Source organism: Neoroseomonas lacus (assembly GCF_014644535.1).
Lineage (GTDB): Bacteria > Pseudomonadota > Alphaproteobacteria > Acetobacterales > Acetobacteraceae > Neoroseomonas > Neoroseomonas lacus.
This window is the reverse complement of sequence record NZ_BMKW01000003.1, coordinates 151923-173571: the sequence shown is the minus strand read 5'-3', so window position 1 is coordinate 173571 and position 21649 is coordinate 151923. Positions and strand designations below refer to the sequence as shown.

General features: G+C 70.1%; 19 protein-coding genes. 11 read left to right on the top strand and 8 right to left on the bottom strand.

Annotated elements, in window-relative coordinates; translation table 11 throughout:
- The first annotated feature begins 6 nt into the window (after positions 1-6).
- Positions 7-633: a 3-isopropylmalate dehydratase small subunit gene (gene leuD / locus IEY36_RS07275; protein WP_188966288.1), complete on the top strand. Its 627-nt coding sequence runs from the start codon at positions 7-9 to the stop codon at positions 631-633.
- Complete coding sequence (gene leuB, locus IEY36_RS07270) at positions 630-1736, top strand: 3-isopropylmalate dehydrogenase (protein ID WP_188966287.1); 1107 nt, start codon at positions 630-632, stop codon at positions 1734-1736. Before leuD ends, leuB begins: the two co-directional genes overlap by 4 nt.
- A gap of 148 nt (positions 1737-1884) precedes the next feature.
- On the opposite strand, the gene IEY36_RS07265 is transcribed toward leuB, so the two are convergent.
- Positions 1885-2826: a homocysteine S-methyltransferase family protein gene (locus tag IEY36_RS07265; RefSeq protein ID WP_188966286.1), complete on the bottom strand. Its 942-nt coding sequence runs from the start codon at positions 2824-2826 to the stop codon at positions 1885-1887.
- A 245-nt stretch (positions 2827-3071) separates the two neighbouring features.
- On the opposite strand from IEY36_RS07265, the gene IEY36_RS07260 reads away from it, so the two are divergent.
- Both IEY36_RS07260 and IEY36_RS07255 read left to right on the top strand, forming a co-directional pair.
- A complete protein-coding gene (locus tag IEY36_RS07260) occupies positions 3072-4025 on the top strand; it encodes a Bug family tripartite tricarboxylate transporter substrate binding protein (RefSeq protein WP_188966285.1) in 954 nt (317 codons plus the stop codon).
- Between the two features lie 4 nt (positions 4026-4029).
- A complete protein-coding gene (locus IEY36_RS07255; RefSeq protein WP_188966284.1) occupies positions 4030-5916 on the top strand; it encodes a tripartite tricarboxylate transporter substrate-binding protein in 1887 nt (628 codons plus the stop codon).
- Between the two features lie 130 nt (positions 5917-6046).
- Here the strand turns inward: IEY36_RS07255 and IEY36_RS07250 are convergent, their stop codons facing one another.
- Together IEY36_RS07250 and IEY36_RS07245 are read right to left on the bottom strand one after the other, a co-directional pair.
- Positions 6047-7603, bottom strand: coding sequence for an acyl-CoA carboxylase subunit beta (locus IEY36_RS07250; RefSeq protein WP_188966283.1), 1557 nt, complete (start codon positions 7601-7603; stop codon positions 6047-6049).
- A gap of 199 nt (positions 7604-7802) precedes the next feature.
- Positions 7803-8327 carry a hypothetical protein gene (locus IEY36_RS07245; RefSeq protein ID WP_188966282.1) on the bottom strand — a complete coding sequence of 175 codons (525 nt, stop codon included), beginning with the start codon at positions 8325-8327 and terminating at the stop codon, positions 7803-7805.
- Positions 8328-8410: 83 nt separating this feature from the next.
- Here IEY36_RS07245 and IEY36_RS07240 point away from each other — a divergent pair, with 83 nt between their 5' ends.
- The 3 genes from IEY36_RS07240 to IEY36_RS07230 all read left to right on the top strand — a co-directional run bounded on the left by IEY36_RS07240 (position 8411) and on the right by IEY36_RS07230 (position 13069).
- Positions 8411-10879, top strand: coding sequence for a PAS domain-containing protein (locus IEY36_RS07240; RefSeq protein ID WP_188966281.1), 2469 nt, complete (start codon positions 8411-8413; stop codon positions 10877-10879).
- Between the two features lie 120 nt (positions 10880-10999).
- Positions 11000-11977: a GDP-mannose 4,6-dehydratase gene (locus IEY36_RS07235; protein WP_188966280.1), complete on the top strand. Its 978-nt coding sequence runs from the start codon at positions 11000-11002 to the stop codon at positions 11975-11977.
- 135 nt (positions 11978-12112) lie between these two features.
- Entirely contained in the window at positions 12113-13069 is a 957-nt protein-coding gene (locus IEY36_RS07230) for a UDP-glucuronic acid decarboxylase family protein (protein WP_188966279.1), read from the top strand.
- A 51-nt stretch (positions 13070-13120) separates the two neighbouring features.
- Here the strand turns inward: IEY36_RS07230 and IEY36_RS07225 are convergent, their stop codons facing one another.
- Positions 13121-13951 (bottom strand): NADPH-dependent oxidoreductase, encoded by an 831-nt coding sequence (locus tag IEY36_RS07225; RefSeq protein ID WP_188966278.1) that lies wholly within the window; start codon positions 13949-13951, stop codon positions 13121-13123.
- A gap of 56 nt (positions 13952-14007) precedes the next feature.
- Positions 14008-15351: an LLM class flavin-dependent oxidoreductase gene (locus IEY36_RS07220; protein ID WP_188966277.1), complete on the bottom strand. Its 1344-nt coding sequence runs from the start codon at positions 15349-15351 to the stop codon at positions 14008-14010.
- A 112-nt stretch (positions 15352-15463) separates the two neighbouring features.
- On the opposite strand from IEY36_RS07220, the gene IEY36_RS07215 reads away from it, so the two are divergent.
- A complete protein-coding gene (locus tag IEY36_RS07215; protein ID WP_188966276.1) occupies positions 15464-16165 on the top strand; it encodes a carbonic anhydrase in 702 nt (233 codons plus the stop codon).
- Between the two features lie 88 nt (positions 16166-16253).
- On the opposite strand, the gene IEY36_RS07210 is transcribed toward IEY36_RS07215, so the two are convergent.
- Both IEY36_RS07210 and IEY36_RS07205 read right to left on the bottom strand, forming a co-directional pair.
- Complete coding sequence (locus IEY36_RS07210) at positions 16254-17231, bottom strand: Bug family tripartite tricarboxylate transporter substrate binding protein (RefSeq protein WP_188966275.1); 978 nt, start codon at positions 17229-17231, stop codon at positions 16254-16256.
- Positions 17232-17496: 265 nt separating this feature from the next.
- On the bottom strand, positions 17497-18381 hold the full coding sequence (locus IEY36_RS07205) for a thioesterase family protein (RefSeq protein ID WP_188966274.1): 885 nt from the start codon (positions 18379-18381) through the stop codon (positions 17497-17499).
- Between the two features lie 120 nt (positions 18382-18501).
- Between IEY36_RS07205 and IEY36_RS07200 the strand changes: the two genes are divergently transcribed.
- From IEY36_RS07200 to IEY36_RS07190, 3 genes are all read left to right on the top strand, one after another.
- Positions 18502-19581 carry an LLM class flavin-dependent oxidoreductase gene (locus IEY36_RS07200; RefSeq protein ID WP_188966273.1) on the top strand — a complete coding sequence of 360 codons (1080 nt, stop codon included), beginning with the start codon at positions 18502-18504 and terminating at the stop codon, positions 19579-19581.
- A gap of 167 nt (positions 19582-19748) precedes the next feature.
- Positions 19749-20033, top strand: coding sequence for a hypothetical protein (locus IEY36_RS07195; protein WP_188966637.1), 285 nt, complete (start codon positions 19749-19751; stop codon positions 20031-20033).
- Between the two features lie 149 nt (positions 20034-20182).
- A complete protein-coding gene (locus IEY36_RS07190) occupies positions 20183-21205 on the top strand; it encodes a hypothetical protein (RefSeq protein WP_188966272.1) in 1023 nt (340 codons plus the stop codon).
- Between the two features lie 12 nt (positions 21206-21217).
- Here IEY36_RS07190 and IEY36_RS07185 read toward each other — a convergent pair whose 3' ends face one another.
- The gene (locus IEY36_RS07185) at positions 21218-21520 is read right to left on the bottom strand and encodes a hypothetical protein (RefSeq protein ID WP_188966271.1); all 303 of its coding nucleotides are present in this window, start codon (positions 21518-21520) and stop codon (positions 21218-21220) included.
- Between the last annotated feature and the right edge of the window lie 129 nt (positions 21521-21649).

The following is a 21649-nucleotide window of genomic DNA, read 5'->3' as shown; positions in this document are numbered from 1 at the left end:
ACAGCGATGGACAAGTTCACCAGGGTCTCCGGCGCGGCGGCGCCGATGCTGCGCGCCAATGTCGACACCGACGTCATCATCCCGATCCAGCGGCTGGTCGGCACCGGGCGGACCGGGCTCGGGCCCTATGCCTTCGAGCGCATGCGCTACAACAAGGATGGCTCGGACAACCCCGATTTCGTGCTGAACCTGCCGCAGTATCGCGACAGCCCGATCCTGCTGGCGGGGCCGAATTTCGGCTGCGGCTCGTCGCGCGAAGGCGCGGTGTGGGCGTTGATGGGGATGGGCTTCCGCGCGGTGCTCGCGCCCTCCTTCGGCGACATCTTCTTCAACAACTGCTTCCAGAACGGGATGCTGCCGATCGTCCTGCCGGAGGAGGTGATCGGGCGCATCGCCGCCGAGACCGAAGCCGCGCAGGGCGCGCGCCACACGGTGGTGGATCTGGCGCGGCAGGTCGTCGTCACGCCGGAGGGGGCGGAGATCCCCTTCGCCGTCGATGCGCGCAAGAAGGAGGCGCTGCTCGAAGGGCTCGACGACATCGCGCTGACGCTGCGGTTCAAGGACCGCATCGATGGCTGGTATGCGGCCGATCGCGCCGCGCGACCCTGGGCCTGGGAGAGTGTCGAGCGATGACATTCAACATCGTTGTCCTGCCGGGTGACGGCATCGGCCCGGAAGTCACCGACGAGGCGGTGCGCGTGCTCGAGTGGTTCGCGCAGCACCGCGCCATTCCGCTGCACCTGGAACGCCGGCTGTTCGGGTCCGCCGCCTGGACGGCCGAAGGCAGCACCATGCCCGACGCGACCTGGGAGGCGATCCTCGCCGCCGATGCGCTACTGTTCGGTGCGACCGGCAGCCTCGACCAGACCCACATCCCGCCGGAGGAACGCCGCAAGGGATCGCTGCTGCGCATCCGCAAGGGGCTCGACGTTTTCGCCAATCTTCGCCCGGTGAAGGCGCAGCCCGCCCTCGCCGAGGCTTCGCCCTTCAAGGCGCGCACCGTCGCGGGGGCGGACTTGATCTTCGTGCGCGAGCTGACGGCGGGCGTGTATTTCGGCACGCCGCGCGGGGTCGAGACGCAGGCCGACGGCACGCGGCGCGGCGTCAACACCCACAGCTACACCGAGGCCGAGATCGCCCGCGCCGCACGCTTCGCCTTTGAACTCGCGCGCACACGGCGCGGGCACGTCACTTCCGTCGACAAGGCCAATGTGATGGAGGCCGGGCGGCTGTGGCGCGACGTGGTCAGCGAGGTGCACGCCGCCGGCTACACCGACGTCACCCTCGAACACATGCTGGCCGATAATTGCGCGCTGCAGCTCGGCCGCGCGCCGACGCGCTTCGATGTGATCGTCACCGACAACCTGTTCGGCGACCTGCTGTCGGATTGCGCGGGGGCGATCAATGGCAGCCTCGGCATGCTGCCCTCGGCCGCGCTGTCGGCGCCGGATGCGGATGGGCGGCGGCGCGCGCTGTATGAACCGGTACATGGGTCGGCGCCGGATATCGCCGGCAAGGGCATCGCCAATCCGCTGGGCGCGATCCTGTCCGCCGCGATGCTGCTGCGCTGGACAGCGAAGGCGCCGGCCGAAGCGGATCGGCTGGAGAAGGCCGTCGAGGCGGCGCTCGCTTCCGGTGCCCGCACGGCGGATATCGCCATGCCGGGCGAGGCGGTGCTGTCCACACGGGCGATGGCGGATGCGGTGATCTCGGCACTCGAAGCCAACGCGGGCTGAGAGCCCGTTGGGAAATGCGCCATCCGGCGCGTTTCCAACGCCGGCACAGGCCCGCACCCCCACCCGACCATCCATGTCAGTATCCCGGCATGGATGGCCGGGGGACAGACGATGCCCGTTCAGGCGCCGGAGAACCGCCCCGTTGCCCTCAGGCCTGCCCGCAGACGAGGCCAATGCGCTCGGCGTGCCGATGGTCGGACCCGCAGCACCCGCCCATCACGCAGAAATGGCGGTGTTGGCGGCGCAAGGTGGCCAGCAGGCCGGCCAGTTCATCCGGGTCGCCATCCTCGAGCGTCGTCGATTCATTGAGTTCGGCGTGGCTCTTCGGCGACGGGTTGGCCCGGATGCCGCCGAGCCGCGCGATCCAGCCGCCGCCACCGGCAAGCGCCGGCGCCACATGGGTCGGATGCGCGCAATTCACCAGGTAGTGCGCCGGCGCGGCGCCCGTCGCCGCATCCACCGCCTCGATCGCGGCACGCAGTGACGAGCCATCGGGCAGCCGGCCATCGGTTTCCACGGTGAACGAGACCACCGACGGAATACGGGCCTGCGCGGCAGCGCGCACGATGCCGATCGCCTCCCCAGCATGGGTCATGGTCTGCGCCATGACGAGGTCGGCGCCCGCTTCGGCATAGCTGCGGACCTGCGGCGCATGGAAGGCCTCGGCCGTCGCGGCGTCCATCGTCGCCTCCGCCGAATAGCCGTCGCCGCGCGGCCCGATGGCCCCGTTGATGACGATGGGCCGGTCGGGCGTCTCCCAGGCCGTACGGATCTCCTGCAATAGCGAAACCGCATCGGCGATGACCCTCTGCAGCGCGGCCTGGTCATAGCCGACCAACGCGGCCCAGTCCGGGCTCGCGCGGAAGGTTGGCGTGTCGAGCAGGCAGCCGGCGCCGCTGCGGTCCGCCGCGGCGCCATAGCTGTTGTAGTAGCGCCGCAGAGCGGCCCTGCCCTCGGGCCGGTCGAGCAGCGGGAAGGCCGCAAAATGCGGCAGGTCGATCCCGTCATGGAAGATGAGGGTCGTCTCGAGGCCGCCATCGGTGACGAACAGGCGACCCGCAAGCTGGGGCAATGCATCACGATACGGCATGTCCTGGGCTCCCGATCCGTTGTTGCTTCGCCGTGCAGTTGGTCGTCATCGACGGGAGACCGGCACGCAGAACGGCAGGGCGCCACGCCGGCGACGAGCCGGAAACTACCGGCAGCCGACACGATGCAACATCGAAACTTCCATGCCATGTCGCGATTGTTCCGCCATTCGGTGCCAACCGTTTCCAGCGCGGCGAAAGCCCGGCTAGGCTGCCGGCAACGAACACTCTGGGGAAACAACGATCCATGCGCCGTATCCTGCTGGCCGCCGTCGCGGCGGCGTGCCTTGCCCTTCCGGCAGCCGCCCAAGAACGCACCGTCCGCGTCATTTCCGGCTATGCCGCCGGCGGCACCGGCGACCTGATGGCCCGTCTCATCGCCGAATATATCGTCCCGCATCTGGGCGCGCGCGGCGTGGTGGAAAACCGCACCGGCGCCAATGGGCTGATCGGCGCCGAGGTGGTCGCGCGCGCCACGCCCGACGGGATGACCGTGCTGCAATGCCCGATGGGCACCATGACCATCACGCCGAACCTGCCGGGCGTGTCCATGCCGATCGACCCGCGCACCGAGTTGTTGGGCATCAGCGATGTCGCGTTGTCCACCTATGCGCTGGTGGTCGCAGCGCGCGGGCCGATCGCCGATGTGCCCGCCCTGATGGCGTCGGCGCGGGCGCGGCCGGGTAGCATGACCTATGCCTCGGCCGGGGTGGGGTCGGCGCAGCATCTGTCGGTGGAATTGCTGAAGGCGCGGGCGGGGCTCGACATCGTCCATGCACCCTATCGCGGGGCGACGCCGGCGATCGTCGACATCCTCGGCGGTCGCGTCGACTTCATGATCACCAACCTCGGTGATGTCATGAGCCAGGTTCGCGGCGGCGAATTGCGTGTGCTCGCCATGGGCGACGATGCGGGCTCGCCGCTGTTCCCGGATGTGCGGCCGATCTCGGCCTTCGTGCCGGGGCTGCAGATGGCAGGTTGGTTCGGCGTCTGCGGCCCGCGCGGCATCAGCGAGGACGTCCTGGCGCAATGGTCGGAAGCCACCCGCAAGGGGCTGGAAAACCCGGCCTTGCGCGAACGCCTGCTGGCCAATGGGCTGACGCCGCATTTCGAGGACACACGCACCTTCAACGCCCGCATCGCGGCCGATCTGCGGTCATGGGGCGAGGTGATCCGTTCCGCCGGCATTCGCGCGGATTGAGGGCGTGGCACCCCGCCTCGCCGCCTTCACCAAGAACGGGGTGAACCCGAACTACCAGGCCTTCCTGCTCGGCGTGGAGCGGGCGGCAGGGGCCGAGGGGGCGAGTGCGACACGGCATGCCCCCGCCACCCCCGATGATCCGGGCGAGCAGATCGCGCTGCTCGCGGCCGTCGTCGAGGAAGCGCCGGATGCGATCATCTTCGCGCCGGCCGATGACCGGCTGCTGGAAGGCCCGGTCGCGGCGGCGCGGGCACGCGGCATTCCCTTCATCGGCTTCGTCAATCGGATGGCGGGGGATTTCGCCTGCTTCGTCGGCGCCGATGACGTGGCGATGGGGCGCGCGGCGGTCGGCGCTATGGCCGAGGCGTTGGGCGGCCAGGGCGAGGTCGTGCTGATCGAGGGCCCGGACAGCGCGCCGACCAGCCGCGATCGCGGCCGCGGTTTCCGCGCGGCGTTGGCCGGCCATCCCGGCCTGCATCTGCTGGACAGCGCGCCGGGGCGCTACCTGCGCGAACCGGGGCGGGAAGCGATGGCCGCGCTGCTCGCGCGCCATCCGCGCATCGATGGCGTGATCTGCACCAACGACCTGATGGCGCTTGGTGCGATCGATGCGCTGGAGGCCGCCGGGCGGCGCGCGCTGGTCACCGGCATCAACGGCACCATTCCGGCGGCGCAGGCGATCGCCGCGGGGCGGCTGCTCGCCAGCATCGACTATGACGGCTTCCGCATGGGCGCCGCCTGCGCCATGGCCGCGCTGCGCCACCTGCGCGGCGAGCCCATTCCGCGCGAGATCCTGCTGCCCGCGCAGGTGATCCATCACGGCAACCACCAGCCCTGGCTGGTGCCGATCGAAGACCGCCGCCTGCCCCGTTGGGACGAGATCGTCCCGGCCGACAACGACAAGAAATATCAGGGAGTGACACGCATGGACATCACACGCCGCAGCATTGGCGCCGCGCTGGTCGCCGGCCTCGCCGCGCCGGCCTTCGCGCAGGCACCCGCCTGGCCGAACCGGCCAGTGCGGCTGATCAGCCCCTTCGCACCCGGTGGGCCGCAGGATGTGCCGGCGCGGTATTTCGTGGACTACCTGACGCCACGGCTCGGCCAGCCGGTGGTCTATGACAGTCGCGCCGGGGCTGGCGGACAGGTCGGCATGCAGTTCGTCGCGCATGCGACGGATGGGCACACCTTCCTCATCACCTCGAATTCCATCGCGACGCTGCCGGCGCTGAAGCTCAATCTCGGCTTCGATCCCTTCACCGACCTGCTGCCGGTGACGATCGTGACGGAGGCGCCGTTGGTCTATGTCGTGCGCGCCAATGGGCCGGCGAACCTCGCCGACTTCCTCGCCCGGGCGCGCGAGGCGCCGGGGCGGGTTTCGGTGGGCAGTTCCGGCACCGGCTCGGCGACGCATCTCACCTCCGCCCTGCTGATGCAGAAGGCGGGCATCGAACTGCTGCACGTGCCCTATCGCGGCGCCGGGCTGGTGATGACGGCGTTGCTGGCGGGCGATATCGACGCCTTCGTCGGCGACCTGTCGATCGCGCTGGAACATATCCGCGCCGGCACCGCGCGGGCGATCGGCGTCTCGACCGCGACGCGCGCACCGCTGCTGCCCGACGTGCCGGCGATCGGGGAGCAGGTGCCGGGGTTCGCGGTGCCCTTCTGGTTCGGGCTGTTCGCCGCAAAGCAGACGGCGCCGGAGGTGGTGCAGCGGATCAACGCGGAACTGGCGCCGCTCGCTGCGCCGGACAGCGAGCTGTCGAAGCGCATGGCCGAGCGTGGGTCGACGCTGGTGCTGAGCGGGCCGGCGCCGCTGGAGGCGCGGCTGCGGGCGGAGGTGGCGCAGTGGCGGGACGTGGTGCGGGCGGCGGGGATTACGCCGGAGTGAGCCGACGGGGCCGGCCGCTGACAGACCCGTCACGCGGCGAGGCCAGGCCAGCCCGTCATGGATCTCGCGCCGATCCACGACGCGGCGTGCGCGCTGCCGCGCCGTCAGTGACCAGGCATGACCCCGGCCGTCACGGCCGCATCGTGAAGCTCGCCATCCCCGGCGCCAACAGTGGCTGCACCAGCGTGGCGAATTCGCACAGCAAGCGCCGCGAGTCCCGCGGGTCGATGATCTCCTCGACCCAGAAGGCCTCCGCCGTGCGGAAGGGTGATCGCAGCTTCTGCAGCCGCTCGTCGATCTCGGCGAGCTTGGCGTCGCGGTCCTCGGCGGCCGAGACCTCCGCCGCATAGGCCGCCTCGATGCCGCCTTCCAGCGGCAGCGAGCCCCACCGCGCGGACGGCCACGCGTAACGGATCGAGTACCGCCCGGCCGGCTGATGCGCGACGCCGGCGACGCCGAAGGCATTACGCATGATGATGGTGCACCAGGGCTGGCGGCACTGGTTCATCGCGGCCATGGCGCGTACGCCCCAGCGGATGGTCGCGGTCTTCTCTGCCGCCAGTCCGACGCCGAAGCCGGGGCAGTCCATCAGGTAGACGACTGGCAGATGAAAGGTCTCGGCGAGGTCGATGAAGCGGATGACCTTCTGGCAGGCATCGGCCGTCCAGGAGCCGCCATCGAAAATCGGGTCCGAGGCCAGCACGGCGACCGGCCGCCCGTCGAGCCGCGCGAAGGCGGTGATGACCGAACGGCCGAACCAGCGGCCCATCTCGAAGAAGCTGCCCTTGTCGAACAGCGGCTCGATCACCGGGCGCACCTTGTAAGCGCGGCGCGGGTCGCGCGGGATGGCCGAGAGCCACGTCTCCTCGCGCCGGTCCACCGGGTCGCGGTTGCGCGTCACGGGCGGCAGGGCCTGCACAGAAGATGGCAGGTAGGAAAGGAAGCGCCGTGCCTGAGCGAAGGCGTCGGCCTCGGTCTCCACCGCGTCGTCGACACCGCCGGCGCGGCACTGGATCTCCCAGCCGCCGAGTTCTTTCTTGTCGAGCTTCTCGCCCAGCCGGGCGACCACCGGCGGGCCGGCGACGAACATCGCCGAGGATTTCGTCATCACCGAGTAATGCGCCGCCGCCAGCCGCGCCGCTCCGAGCCCGGCGACCGAGCCGAGGCCGAGCGTGACGACCGGCACCAGGCCGAGATTCGCCGTGGTCTGGCAATAGAGCTGCGTGCCGCCGACACCACCCGGCAGGTTGGCGCGGCCGGTTGTCTCGATGGTCTTCACCGAGCCGCCACCACCCGAGCCCTCGATCATGCGGATGATCGGCAGGCGGAGTTCGGCGGCCATGCGTTCGGCCATGATCGGCTTTTCGCGGATCGTCGCATCGGCGCTGCCGCCGCGCACGGTGAAGTCGTCGCCGACCACCACCACGGGGCGGCCATCGACCATGGCGCGGCCCATTACGCAGTTGGATGGCGTGAAGGTCTGCAAATCGCCCTTGGCATCATATTCGGCGCGGCCGGCGATGGCGCCGACCTCGTGAAAGCTGCCGCGGTCGACCAGCGCGTCGACCCGTTCGCGGACCGTCAGACGGCCGCCGTCATGCTGGCGGCGGACCTTGTCCGGCCCGCCCATCTCGCGGGCCATGGCCTCGCGACGACGCAATTCCTCAAGTTCAGCAGTCCAGGTCATCCGTGCTTCGTTCCCATCCCGGCCGGCAGTGTCATGCCGGGGCGGACGCGCGACAAGCCGGGGGTCGGATACTGTCCGGAACATCCGGTACCGGCCCGCGCCCCACCTGATCAGTATCCTGCAATGGATGGCCGAGTTGGGCGTGCGGGCTGCAGCCGAACGTGGAAACGCACCGGATGGCGCGTTTCCGAACGGCCTCTCAGGGAGCGACCACCTCGCCGCGCTGGAACCACAGGGTGAGCGGCGCGCCATTGGTCAGGCGCAACCGCACCGTTGCCGCCTCGGTGCCAACGAGCACCCATTCATTGATGCGGAAGGTGGTACGGCAGCCGCCTGAGGCGCGCGCTTCCGCGAGCAGGCGCGGGGTGATTTCCGCGGCCTGGCGCAGGATGTCGAGGGCCGCGCGGTCGGCGCAACCGACCACGCCGTCGCGCGCGACATGCCACGCCGCTTCCGCAGCCGCGGCGGGGCCGCCAGCGCGCTGGGCCTCGGCGTCGGGGGCCGATTGGCCCGCGGCCGGTGGCTGGGGTTGGGGCCGCGGCACCGAACGCGAGGCATGGGTGCGCGGCGGTGGCGAGGGTGGCGGCGGAAGGGTCGGTTCGACCGGCGCTTCTGCCGCACAGGCGGCCAGCAGGCATAGCGCCGACATCAGGGGGGCGATTCGCGACATTGTGATCAGCGTAGCATCGTGCCGCTCAATGGTGCAGCGGACTTTGCGGTTCACGCCCACTTGCTTTGCAATGGGACAACCTTTGGTTGATCATAGCGCCGTAGGCGGCGGGCGGGGCCACCCTGTTGGGGATAAGAGTGCAACCACAATCGAATCAGGCGTCCGGCTGGCGGGATCGCCCGACGACGATTCGGGGCCAGCTCGTCAGGCTGGCGCTGACTGTTGCCGTTCCGTTGTTGATGGGTGCCGGGTTGCTCGCCGCGTTGGCCTGGGAGGCGCAGCGCACGGTGATCGATACGCGCGTCACCGAGCACGGGGCCGCCGCCGCGCGCGGGATCGATGCCGCGCTCGAGACACGCCGCGTTGCCCTCGAAGCCTTCGCCGCGGCGCGCGGAGACAACGTCGGCTCGGATCTCGCCGGCACCGATGCTGCGGCGCGCCGCCTCGCCGAGGCGCTCGGCGCCGAGATCGGCGTGCTGGACCGCGGTCTTGGCCTGCTGGTCGATACCAACCAACCCTTCGGCACGCCGCTCGGTTCGACCCCCGCGGTGGCGGCCGGTCTATGGGCCGTCGAGACCGGACGCGCGCGCGTCAGCACCGAGCCGGTCGGCGCCAGCGCCAGCGCCAGCGCGGGCAAATCGCCCATGCTGCTGGTGCCGGTGATGCGCGATGGCCGGGCGACCGGCGTGCTCACCATTACCTTGTCGCCCGAACGCCTCGTCGCTGCCGCCGGCCCCGAACGCAGCGTGTTGTTCGACAGCCGTTGGCGGGTCGTCGCCAGCATTGGCGGCAGCGCCATCGACGTGCCGGACTGGTCTGTGCTCGCGGCGGCTCCGCGCGGCATTGCCCAAACCGGCCGCGCTGGGTCCGGCGCCGACGTCAGCTACGTCGTCTCGAACCTGGCCGAAACCGCGGATTGGCGCCTCGTCGCCTGGGAACCGGCGGGCTTCAGCGCCACGTCGTGGCCATGGCTGCTGCCCTGGATCCTGGCGGGCCTGTCCGTCATTCTCCTCATCACCCTCGCGGTCCTGGCCCGGACGCGGGCGACGATACTTCGTCCGTTGATCGCCCTTGAGCATCATGCCCGGGCGACGGCTGCCGCGACGCGCGGTGGTGCGCCGGCGCCGGCCCTGCCGAACCTCGGGTCCATCCAGGAATTCGCGGCCATTGGTGCCGCACTCGCCACCGCCGAGGAGGCCGCCGGCGCCGCCCAGCGCCGGCTGCGCGCGCTCGCCGAGGCAGGGGCGCTGGTGCTCTGGCGCGCGGACGCGGCCGGCGCCTGGAACGAGGCCGCCGGTTGGGCCGGGCTCACTGGCCAGACCGCGCCGGCCTTCCGCGGCGATGGCTGGCTCGACATGCTGCACCCCGATGACCGCGCGCCGACGATGGCCGAATGGGGCCGCGCCCTGGTGTCGCGGAAGCAGATCGGCGTCGAGTTCCGCCTGCGCACGGTCGATGACACGGCGGGGTGGCGCTGGGTGCGGGCGACCGGCGTGCCGGTCACCGACGAGGCCGGCCAATTGCAGGAATGGGTCGGCGCCATCCATGACGTGACCGACGCACGCGGCGCCGATGCGGCCCGGCAGGTCAATGACGCGCAGGTACGCCAGACGGTCGCCGAGTTGCGCGCGGTTTACGACACGGTGCCGGTCGGCCTCGCGCTGGTCGACCCGGAGCTGCGCTTCGTCAACGTCAATGCGCGCTTCGCTACCATCAGCGGCCTGCCGACCGAAGCCCATGTCGGCCGCCACCCGCATGAGGTAATGCCCGACAGCCTCGCGCGCCCGCTCGAGGATGCGCAGCAGCGAGTCTTCGCGACCGGCCGGCCGGAACTCGATGTCACCTGTTCGGGCCCGGTGCCGGGGGCGACGCAGCAGTTGCGCCACTGGCTCGCTTCCTGCCATCCGGTGAAGGATAGCGCGGGCAACATCACCGGCGTCTCCTCCGTGCTGCAGGACGTCACCGATCGCGTGCATGCCGAGCAATCGCGCGAGATGCTGGTGACCGAGTTGAACCATCGCGTAAAGAACACACTGGCGACGGTGCAGTCCCTGGCTGCGCAGTCGCTGCGCGGGGTGCGCGGCGGCCACACAACGCTCGGGCGACAGTTCGTCGGCCGGCTTCAGGCGCTGATGCGCGCGCATGACCTGCTGGCCGACCAGGGCTGGCAGGAAGTCGACCTGGCACGCGTGGTGCGCACCGAACTCGCCTCCTGGATCGAAACCGGGCGGGTGATCCATTATGGAGGTTCGGGCCGTATCCAGGTGACCGCGGGGCAGACCCAGGCGATCGTTCTGGCGCTGCATGAGCTTGCCTCCAACGCCGCGTTGCATGGTGCCCTGTCGCGGCCGGGCGGCGAGGTCGATGTCACCTGGACCCTGGGCGAGGACGGCATCGCGACGCTGGATTGGCGCGAGAATGGCGGCCCGCCGGTCAACGCGCCGCCCGCCGACCGGCGGGGCTTCGGGATGCGCCTGCTGGAACGGGGGCTCGCCCATGACCTCGGCCCGAATGCCGAGGTGCAGCTTCGTTTCCCGCCTGAGGGCGTCACCGTGCGGATGCGCTTCCGTGCCGGTTCGCCCGCGCTCCAGCCGACCGAGAGCTGACGCCGCGACCCCGGTCATGGCCGGCCCGGCCGGCACATGCAGCGGCCCGTCTCGTTTGGACACTCGGCGCCGGCCCGTATATGGGTCGGGGATGACGACGTGGAGCGGACCCGGATTACCATGGCGCGTGCACTGATCACCGGCGTCACGGGCCAGGACGGTGCCTATCTCGCCGCGCTCTTGCTCGGCAAGGGCTACGAGGTGTTCGGCCTGCTGCATCGCCATGGCGGGTCAGAGGCGGTGCAGGACCGGTTGCGGCGGCTCGGCTGCGCGGGCAGCGTGCAGATGGTCGATGGCAACCTGATCGACCTGTCCTCGCTGATCCGGCTGCTGCAGAAGGTCCAGCCCGACGAGATCTACAACCTCGCTGCGCAGTCCTTCGTGCGCATGTCCTGGGACCAGCCGCTGCTGACCACGCATGTCACCGCGATCGGCACCGCGAACATGCTGGAGGCCGTGCGCATCGCCGCGCCCGGCGCGCGGTATTTCCAGGCGAGTTCCTCCGAGATGTTCGGCCATGCCGAGACGCCGGCGCAGAATGAGGCGACGCATTATCACCCGCGCAGCCCCTATGCCTCGGCCAAGGTTTTCGCGCATTGCCTGGTGCAGAATTACCGCGACGCCTTCGGGCTGTTCGGCTGCAACGGCATCATGTTCAACCATGACAGCCCGCTGCGCGGCATCGAGTTCGTGCTGCGCAAGATCACCGACGGCGCGGCGCGGATCAGCCTCGGCCTCACTAACGAATTGCCGCTGGGCAACCTCGAGGCGCGGCGCGATTTCGGCCATGCGCGCGACTATGTGCGAGCCATGTGGCTGATGCTGCAGCAGGACAAGCCGGATGACTACGTCGTGGCGACCGGCCGCGCGGCGTCGATTCGCGACCTGTGCCGGATCGCCTTCGCCCATGTCGGGTTGGATTATGCCGCACATGTGCGGGTGGACCCCGCCTTCCTACGGCCGGCGGATGTGGATGTGACGATCGGCGACGCGTCACGGGCGCGCCTGCGGCTCGGCTGGATGCCCGAGACCAGCCTGGAGGCCATGATCGCCGAGATGGTGGAGTCCGACCTGGCGCGGTGGCGAGCGCAGGCCTGACGAGCCACGGGCCTGCCCTGTTTTTCTCCGCCCAGCCACATTATGGTGCAACTGCAAGGTGTGCAGCCGCGCGCCTGACAAGACCCGTCTCGGAGAGTGTCGACCCATGAACCACGTGAGGAGCGGTCAGCGCACATGATCTCGCGAAAGCGCGTGCTGGTGACGGGGGGCGCCGGCTTCATCGGTTCCCACCTCTGCGAGAGACTGCTGGCGCAAGGCCACCAGGTTCTCTGCGTCGACAACTACTTCACCGGCACGCGGGACAACATCTCCCACCTGCTGCCGAATCCGTTGTTCGAGGCGATGCGTCACGACGTGACCTTCCCGCTCTATGTCGAGGTGGACGAGATCTACAATCTCGCCTGCCCCGCCTCGCCGGTGCATTACCAGTTCGACCCGGTACAGACGACCAAGACCAGCATCAGCGGCGCGCTGAACATGCTCGGCCTAGCCAAGCGGGTGAAGGCCAAGGTGCTGCAAGCCTCGACCAGCGAGGTGTATGGCGACCCCGAGGTGCATCCGCAGACCGAGGATTACCGCGGATCGGTCAATCCGCTCGGGCCGCGCGCCTGCTACGACGAAGGCAAGCGCTGCGCGGAGACGCTGTTCTTCGACTACAGGCGCCAGCACAACGTCCGCATCAAGGTGGTGCGTATCTTCAACACCTATGGCCCGCGCATGCACCCCAATGACGGGCGCGTGGTGTCCAACTTCATCGTGCAGGCGTTGCAGGGCGACCCGATCACCATCTATGGCGAGGGCACGCAGACGAGGTCCTTCTGCTTCGTCGATGATTTGGTCGAGGGACTGATGCGGCTGATGGACACGCCCGATGACGTGACTGGGCCGGTCAACATCGGCAATCCGCACGAGATCACGGTGCGCGAACTCGCCGAACGGGTGATCGCAATGTGCGGCACGGGCACTCAGCTCGAAAAGCGCCCCTTGCCGCAGGACGACCCGACGCGACGTTGCCCGGACATCACCCTGGCGCGCCGCCTGCTGGATTGGGAGCCGACCGTGCCGCTGGAAGCCGGCCTGCGCCGCACCATCGATTATTTCGACGCGCGGCTGCGCGACTCGGCGAGCTGAGGCAGGCTGCCCATCGAGAAGACGCCGGCTGGCGCCTTCTCGAATGGCGCATCAGCGCAGCGGGAAGCCCAGGGCGATGATCTTCTCCTTCAGCTTGTCCCGCCCGCTCAGTGCGCGGAAGCTGCCCAGTCGCGCGATCACCCGCTGTGTCCAGTTGCTGCCCGCCATTTCCTGTCGACGGGAGAAGTCCTCCATCCGCGGGTCATAGGCGGCGCGGTGGCCGGCGTCGTCAGCGTCGTAGGTCTCGTGGTGCAGCACGGCGTCCTGCGGCAGGCGGGGCTTCACCTCCCCTTCCCGGCCTTCCTGCGCGTAGCCGATGCACAGGCCGAAGACCGGCGCAGCGCCCGGCGGCAGGCCGAGCAGTTCCGCCACCCGCGTCACGTCGTTGCGCAGCGCGCCGATGTAGACATTCGCGAGGCCCAGGCTTTCGGCCGCCACCACCGCGTTCTGCGCCGCCAGCGCCGCGTCGATTGAGGAGACCAGGAAGGATTCGAGGTAAGGCATCCCGACCAGTTCCGTCCCCGCCTCGGCCGCCAGCCGGCTGTTGCGCGAGGTATCGGCGATGAACACCAGGAAGATCGGGCAGACTTCGATGTGCTTCTGGCCGTTGGCGATGGCGGCGAGTTCGGCGCGCACCTCCGGCCGGTCCACCGCGACGACCGACCAGGTCTGCAGGTTCGACGAGGTCGCCGCCGATTGCGCGGCGGCGACAAGCGCCTCGAGCGTGCCTTCGGGCGGCTTGTCGGTCTTGAAGGAGCGCACTGAGCGGTGCGCCAGCAACAGCGCCAGCGTGTCGTTCCACGGGCCTGCCTTGGGTTCCGCGCCGGCGCCGTAGCGCGCGGTCATCGCCGCCGCGGCGGCGGGCATCTGGGTTCCGTCCATCGATCACAATCCCTCGGGTTTGTGGGGAAGGTAATGCGAAGCGCGGCGCCGGCAAGTCAGCGTGCGACGGCGGCCGCCGGATGCGGGGCGGTGAGTCGTGGCCCGGCGCCGAACAGCTTCTCGCGATAGGTGCCCTCGGCATAGCCGCGCTTGTAGCGCCCGCGCTCCTGCAAGGCAGGCACCAACAGCATCACCACATCCTCCAGGCATTCGGGGATGACGGTGCGCGAGAGGTTGAACCCGTCGATATCGGCCTCCTCCACCCAGCCGATCAGCGCCTCGGCCACTTCCTCGACGCTGCCGACGATCGGCGGCTGACGGCTGCCGAGGATCATGCGGTCGATCAGCGCCTGCTTCGTCGCGCGCGGCGCCGAGGCCCGCAGCGCCGCGACATTCGACTGGATCGCCTGGGAGGCGCTGGGCAATTCGTCATCGAGGCCGTAGGCGGCGAGGTCGATCCCCAGCGAGGCCGAGGCATGCACCAATGCCGCCTCGACGCTGGCGCAGCGGCGGTAATCCTCGAGCTTGTCGCGCGCCTCGGCATTGGTCCGCCCGATGATCAGCGTCGCCCCCATGAAGGCCCGGATCGGTCGCGGCGCGGCGCGGCGGCGCAGATCCGCCACCAGCCCCGCGACATGCGGCTTCGGCCCGCCATTGATGAACACGCATTCCGCATGCAGGGCGGCAAAGGTGCGCCCGCGATCGGAGGCACCCGCCTGGTAGAGCACCGGCGTGCGCTGCGGCGAGGGCTCGACCAGATGCGGCGCATCGAGCCGGTATTGCCGCCCCTCATGCCGGATGCGCGTGACGCGCGACGGGTCGGCGTACACGCCCGTCGCGCGGTCGCGCTTCACCGCATCGGCCGCCCAGGATTCCTCCCACAGTCGATAGACGACCTGCATGAACTCATCGGCCATGTCGTAGCGGTCGTCATGCGCCATCTGCCGGTCGAGCCCCATCGCCCGTGCCGCGCTGTCGAGATACCCGGTGACGATGTTCCAACCGATCCGCCCGCGCGTCAGGTGGTCGAGCGTGGAAAACCGTCGCGCCAGCAGTGCCGGCGGCTCCCACGCCAGGTTCACCGTCACGCCAAAGCCGAGATGTGACGTCGCGGCCGCCATCGCCGGCACCAGCAGCATCGGGTCGAGCAGCGGGATCTGCGCGCCGTGGCGCACCGCGGCATCCTGACTGCCGCCATGCACGTCGTAGACGCCGAGCACATCGGCCAGGAACAGGCCGTCGAACAGGCCACGCTCCAGCAGGCGCGCGAGCGACGTCCAGTGGTCGATGGACAGGTAGTCCAGCGCGCGGTCGCGAGGATGTGTCCATAGTCCCTGTTGGATATGGCCGACGCAGGCCATGTCGAAGGCGTTGAGGCGGATCTCGCGATGGGGGGTCATGCCACACAGCCTCGCTTACGCGAGGCCGCACCGCAATTACACGACCACGGGCCTTGCGGCACAGGGCCGACAATGAGACGGTAACGAACCAAAACTGGGAAGGGACCCCACAATGTGTTTCACCTGTGACGCGAGATCCCTCGGGCGCCGCGGCCTGTTCGCCACGGGCGCCGCGCTGCTCGCCACTGCCGTCGCCCCCGCCGCCCAGGCTCAGACCCCCGCCCGGCCGGACACCCCCGCCGCCGCGATGCAGGAACTGGTCGAGGGCAACGCCCGCTACGCCGCCAACCTGATGCGGCGCACCGACTTCTCCGCCCGCCGCGCCACCCTGGCCCAGGGCCAGGCACCCTTCGCCGCGGTCCTTGGCTGCGCCGACTCACGCGTCGCCCCCGAACTGGCCTTCGACCAGGGGCCGGGTGACCTGTTCGTGGTGCGCGTCGCCGGCAATTTCGTGACGCCCGACGGGCTCGGCAGCCTCGAGTTCGGCGCAGCGGTGCTCGGCGCCAAGGTCATCCTGGTGCTCGGCCACACCAGCTGCGGCGCGGTGAATGCTACCGTCGAAGCGCTGCAAAAGGGCAATACCCTGCCGGGGCACATCGCCAGCCTGGTCACGGCGATGAAGCCGGGCATCGAGCCGGCCCTCGCCCAGCCGGGCGACGACCTGATCCGCCGCGCCCTGGTCGCCAATGTGCGGCACAGCGTCCGCACGCTCGAGACCTCCACGCCGATACTGGCGGATATGGTCGCGCGCGGGGCGCTCGCGGTGAAGGGCGGGATTTATGATCTCGCCACGGGGCGCGTGGAGTTGATCTGAGGAGGAAGGTCGGGGGAGGGAACTCCCCCGATCCCCCTCCTTCTTTTGTCGGTCACCGGCGAAGCAAAATGCGCGGCGGGATCGCCCATCAGTTTTCGGGGCGGAAGCCACTGTCGCGCACCACCGCGCCCCAGGCGGTGCGTTCGCGACGGATGCGCTCGGCGAACTCGGCCGGCGTCGCCGAGGTTGTCGGTGCGTATTCAAGGCGATCCAGCGCGGCGATCATCTCGGGGCGCGCCGCCGCCACGCGAATGGCCCGGTGCAGCGCCTCGACCACCGGCGCCGGCGTCCCGGCCGGCAGCAGGGCGCCGAACCATTCATCCTTGTTCAGTTCGGGGTAGCCCAACTCGTCGAAGGTCGGCACCGCCGGGAAACGCGGATTGCGCGCGGGCGAGGACACCGCCAGCAGGCGGAGCCCCTCCCCCTGATGCGGTGAGACATCGCCCAGCACGCCGATGAAGCAGGTCAGCCGGCCCGCGATCAGATCCTGCACGGCCGGCGCGGCGCCGCGGAACGGCACATGCGTCATCTCGAGCCCCTCCCGCTTCGCCAGCATGATGCCCATGAAATGCGGCGCCGAGCCCGCCGCCGGCGACGCCCAGGGCAGCTCCCGCCGCTGCGCCTTCGCCCACGCCACCCACCCGGCCAAGTCCTGCGCCGGATGGTCCTTCGGCACGGCGAAGGCGAAGGGATAGGAACACACGGTCGAGACCGGGATCAGGTCCGTCAGCGCGTCATAACGCACCTCGCGCGGGAAGACATGCGGCTGCAACGTCAACATCGAAGCCGGCGTCTGCAACACCGTCGTGCCGTCGGCATCGGCGTTCTTGACGAATTCCACGGCGATCCGCCCCGCCGCGCCCACCCGCCCCTCGACGATCACCTGCGGCGCATAGGTCCCGCGCAGATGCTCGGCATAGAGCCGCGCGACCACATCCGACGAGCCGCCCGGCGGGAAGCCGACGATCAGCCGCGCATTGCGCGCCAGCGGCTGGGCGCGAAGCGATGCCGGCAGGCCAGCGACCATCAGGCCGAGGGCGGTACGTCGTCCGAGATTCATGGTCATGGCAGCGTTTTCCTCGCGGCTGGTCACATCGCCTTGCCGCCTCCATAGCGGCCGCCAAGCGCTGCCGCCAGTACGCTGCGCCAGGCCGGCCGCGCGGAAATCAGTTGCGGCGCGGGCGGCATCACACCGCCGGAAGGTTTCGCATGCGGACACACGGAACGGCTCGGCGGGCTGTAACGGGTCGAGCGGCGCCGCCTCCCGAACATCCTGGCAGGAAACGAAGGTTCCTGCACCTTCGGGCGACTTCTGCGAAATCGACGCGAGGCTATAGGCCGAGGCCCGGGACCAGCAGTGCCTCCAGCGCGGCACGACGCTCGGGCGGGATCGCCACCGCCTTGCGCAGCTTGAGATCGAAGGCGATGCCAACCGCCTCGGATGCGGAAACAACCTCGCCACTCTCGTCATGCACCAGATGCGTCCAGGTCGTCGTCTTCTCGCCCAACGCCTTGAGGCCGCTGCACACCGTCAGTAACTCCCCCGCCTGCAACGGACGGAATTGCGCGACGCGATATTCCAGTGCGGCACCGCCCATCCCCTCCTCCTTGATGCCGAGGCCCGTGCCGCGATTGCGCAGGTTGGGCACGCCATCCCAGATGCGGGCGATGATGACGTCCGGGCGCATCACGCCCTCCAGGTCGCATTCATCCGGGCGGATCGCGCCGCGATATCCCTCCGCCAGGCGCATTGCATGCGCCGCGGCACGACCCGGCAAGGCGCGCGGTGCGTCGAACCGAAGGCCGCGCGGCCCGGCATTCTCCGGCAGCGCGACCGTCAGCCCCGCCGTCACCAGCCCCGGCGGCAGTGGCGCCGGCCCACCCGCCGGGCCGGCCCAGAGGCCGAGATCCGTCACCAGCATCGCCGCCGGCGCCTCGGTCGCGCTGTTGCGGATCTCAACCACCGTGCGTAGCCGGTCCGCCGCCACCGAGACGATGCCGCCCAGAATCGTGAAGGGCGTCCCTGGCGACATCTCGCGCAGGAAGCGCAGATGCTGGTCCATCACAGCGAGCCGCCCGCGCGACGGCGGCAAGCCCGCCTCCAGCATCAGCCAGTCCAGCGCATCCGCCGCCCGCGCGACGTAGTGGCGCACATTCATGTGCCCCATCACGTCGCATTCCTCCTGCTGCACGCTGCCCCGGCCGATGACGATCACGCTTCCACTCCACCCTTTGCGGCCGGCAGATCAGCGCGGGCGGCGCCGCGCGGCAAGCGGGGTGGGGTTGCCGGGGCGTCGGCTTCGGCCAAGCATGACGGCAGGGAAGCAAGGAAACGAATGATGGATGTCGGGCTGTTCTGCCTCATGGGCTATCGCACACGCGGTGCCTCGACCGCGGCGATTTACGACAACGCCGTCGCGCAGGTGAAGGCCGCCGAACAGGCCGGCTTCGCCATCGCCTGGTTCGCCGAGCACCACTTCTCCAACTACTGCGTCTGCCCCTCGCCGTTGATGATGGTCGCGCGGCTGGCCGGCGAGACCTCGCGCATCAGACTCGGCTCGGGCGTGGTGATCGTGCCGCTCTATCACCCCTCGCGGCTGATCGCCGAGATCGGCATGGTCGATTCGATGACGCATGGCCGGCTCGTGCTCGGCATCGGCAGCGGCTACCAGCCCTATGAATTCGAGCGCTTTGGCCAGGACCTCGCGGAAGCGCCCGGCCGGTTGCTGGAAGTGATGGGCATGATGGAAGCGGCCTTTGGTGCCGAGACCTTCGCCCACCAGAGCGCCCATTACAGCATGCCCACCGCGCATATCGCGCCGCGCCCGGTGCGCGGCCTGCCCGACATCTACGTCGCCGGCGACAACCCCGACCTGCATCGCTACGCCGCCGAGCGCGACTGCGTGGTGATGGTCACGCCGCGCCACTTCACCCCCGCGATGCTCGCCGCCGCGCGGGCACGCTTCGAGACCATCCGCGCCGCCGCCGGCCGCAGCCCGGACACGCTGCGCTTCGGCGCGATGCGTCCCTTCTGCGTCACCGACGACCGGGCCGAGGCGATGGCGTTCCTCGAGAACACCCGCTGGCAGATCCGCCTCTCGCAGGCCCTGCGCCGGCGCGAGCAGGCGATGGATGGCGGCATGATCGTCGAGAAGGCCTGGGAGGGCGAACCGAGCCTCGAGGAGATGGGCGCGCACATGCTGGTGGGCGATGCGGCGACCGTCGCTGCGCGCATGGCGGCCGAGATCCGCGCCGCAAGCCCCTGCCACTACCTGTTGCAGGCGCAGGTGGGCGACATGCCGGCAGCGACCGCCATGGGGTCCATCGCCGCCTGGGAAGGCGCGGTGAAGCCGCTGCTGGAGCGCGAATTCGGCCCGCTGGAACGGATCGGCGTCCCGGCCGCCGCGGCGGCCTGAGGGTGCCCGGGGCGGAGACTGTGCATGCCGCGGATGGGGCCGGGGTTCGCGCGACCGAACCGCCGCGCCTCCGCCTGCCCCGGATCACGGCTTTGTCTTGCCGGTGACGGAGGTCACACGCCGCCCCGTGCTTGACCCGCCCCCTTTGGATTTGCCACCGTGCGTGTGTGGGGATCCTGGTCAATGTCCGTGCCGGGGATGACGATACGCTCTGGGCCGTCGTGGCGACGGTAGGGCGTCGTAGCCGCGTCGCAGAAGTGTTCCGGTCACGCGCCCAGGCGCTGGATGACCGGGCTTGGCGGGACCAGCAAGTCATGGCCTATGCCGATTGGCTGGTGCGGGCCAAGCAGCCAGTGCCGCATTACTCGGTTGCGCCGATCCGGCGGTCCGACCTGCCGCGGAAATGGGTGCCGTTGCCCGCCCTCGGGTTCCTGCGCGGACAGACGATCTGACCTTCGCTAGCCGGGCCGACACCGGGGAGTTGAATCCCACCCTGGACGGATCGCCGTGTCGGATCGCGCCGCGCGGAGCGGCCGGATCGACCCTTGGTGCTGCCGCCGGAGGGTGTATCGTCGCCGCGAACCGACCGGAGGATCCCACCTTGCGCAACGCGTCTCGCGGCCCGACACCCTCTCGGCCCTACCTGACGGCGATGATGGGGTCGGTGCTGTTGTTGAGCGCCTGCGCAGGCGAGCAGTCGGGCGGGTCGTCATTGGCCGGCGCTGACGGGACGGATGCCTGCCGGCCGCAGGTCGAGCAGTTCGATCGCAATGCGGCCTATTTCGCCGCCCCGATCGTCGCCGGCGCTGCCGTGGTTGGCGTGGGCGGCGTGCTCGGCACCCGCCCGGGCGTGTTCGGCGCCCTGGTCTGGGCCGCGAGTTCCGCCGCAGCGGCGGTGGCCGCTTCCAGCTATCTCGAACAGCGGCAGCAGCAGGCCGGCGGCAATGCGGATGCCCTCGCCGCCGCGGTGGCCACCGATGTCGAGCAGGAAAACGCCAAGATCGCGCAGACGCAGCAGGCACTCGACAGCGTGACCGATTGCCGGCTGAGAGAGGCCCAGCGGTTGCAGGAGGCCGCCCGCGCCGGCGCGATCCAGCGCCAGGAGGCCGCGGCCCGTCTCGCTGCTCTGCGCCAGCAGGCCGAACGCGACCTAGCGATGAGCCAGCAGGTGCAGCAGCGCATGCAGGCGCGTACGGCCGAGCTCGACGCCGGCGTTGACGCCGTGGCGCCGGGCGCCAGCAGCGCGCCGCCGCCGCCACCGCGTCCGGTCGCGACACGGCCGGCCCGCCCGGTGCCGCTGCAGGCGGCGCCCCTGCCCGCGGCGGCGCGGGTGGCCGAGGTGCCGGCGCGCCAGCCAGTGCAGATCGTGCCGACGCGCAATGCCGACTTCGTCGCGGTGGAAACGCCTACGGGCCAGCGGCTGGGTTACGCGCCGGCGGCGGTCTTCACCATTCCGGCGTCGCAGACGCGTGGCATCTCGGCGCCGGCGGTGGCAACGGCGGCGGAGTCGGCGCGTGTGCGCACCCTGGTGGCGACCAACATCGCGCGGCGGGAGAACTTCTCCGAGTCGGTGAACGACCTGCAGCGTGCGGTCAGGGGCGGTGGCTTCGAACTCGGCAGCTGAGCGTCGGGCGGATCAGGTGAACTCCGCCCTGCGGGCGAGGTCGCGCTGCAGGCGGAGGCGGACGCCGCTGCGGTCGCAGGGTGCGACATAGCTGGCCGGCACGCTGGTCGCGATCGGCATCGGCGCGTTGCGGGGACGGCAATAGCCGGCGAGGCGGATATCGAGGCCGCCCGCCCCGTGATTGCGCATCACCTCTCCCCAATCGCCGGCATGGGCGGTGACCATGGGTCCGGGTTCATCCCGCACCAAGCGCACCATGTCGCCGGACTCGAACTGGGGCACCGGGGTGCCGTCGAGCTGGTAGGTTATCCGCATAGATCCTCCCGGCATTGTCAGGTGGGTCGGAGAAGTCTGGGCCGCCATTCGTGAAGGAATGGCTTACGCCAGCGGTCGACCGGGTCGACCGCTGGCGGCTTTGTGGGGCTTCAGGCGCTGGCGCCGCCA

What these genes read in the sequence shown, in the direction of transcription:
- IEY36_RS07225 (WP_188966278.1), bottom strand. Translation starts at nt 13,951, where the DNA reads ATGGACGGAACCCAGATGCCCGCCGCCGCGGCGGCGATGACCGCGCGC.
- leuD (WP_188966288.1), top strand. Translation starts at nt 7, where the DNA reads ATGGACAAGTTCACCAGGGTCTCCGGCGCGGCGGCGCCGATGCTGCGC.
- IEY36_RS07185 (WP_188966271.1), bottom strand. Translation starts at nt 21,520, where the DNA reads ATGCGGATAACCTACCAGCTCGACGGCACCCCGGTGCCCCAGTTCGAG.
- IEY36_RS07220 (WP_188966277.1), bottom strand. Translation starts at nt 15,351, where the DNA reads ATGACCCCCCATCGCGAGATCCGCCTCAACGCCTTCGACATGGCCTGC.
- IEY36_RS07250 (WP_188966283.1), bottom strand. Translation starts at nt 7,603, where the DNA reads ATGACCTGGACTGCTGAACTTGAGGAATTGCGTCGTCGCGAGGCCATG.
- IEY36_RS07200 (WP_188966273.1), top strand. Translation starts at nt 18,502, where the DNA reads ATGATGGATGTCGGGCTGTTCTGCCTCATGGGCTATCGCACACGCGGT.
- IEY36_RS07230 (WP_188966279.1), top strand. Translation starts at nt 12,113, where the DNA reads ATGATCTCGCGAAAGCGCGTGCTGGTGACGGGGGGCGCCGGCTTCATC.
- IEY36_RS07260 (WP_188966285.1), top strand. Translation starts at nt 3,072, where the DNA reads ATGCGCCGTATCCTGCTGGCCGCCGTCGCGGCGGCGTGCCTTGCCCTT.
- IEY36_RS07215 (WP_188966276.1), top strand. Translation starts at nt 15,464, where the DNA reads ATGTGTTTCACCTGTGACGCGAGATCCCTCGGGCGCCGCGGCCTGTTC.
- leuB (WP_188966287.1), top strand. Translation starts at nt 630, where the DNA reads ATGACATTCAACATCGTTGTCCTGCCGGGTGACGGCATCGGCCCGGAA.
- IEY36_RS07235 (WP_188966280.1), top strand. Translation starts at nt 11,000, where the DNA reads ATGGCGCGTGCACTGATCACCGGCGTCACGGGCCAGGACGGTGCCTAT.
- IEY36_RS07265 (WP_188966286.1), bottom strand. Translation starts at nt 2,826, where the DNA reads ATGCCGTATCGTGATGCATTGCCCCAGCTTGCGGGTCGCCTGTTCGTC.
- IEY36_RS07210 (WP_188966275.1), bottom strand. Translation starts at nt 17,231, where the DNA reads ATGACCATGAATCTCGGACGACGTACCGCCCTCGGCCTGATGGTCGCT.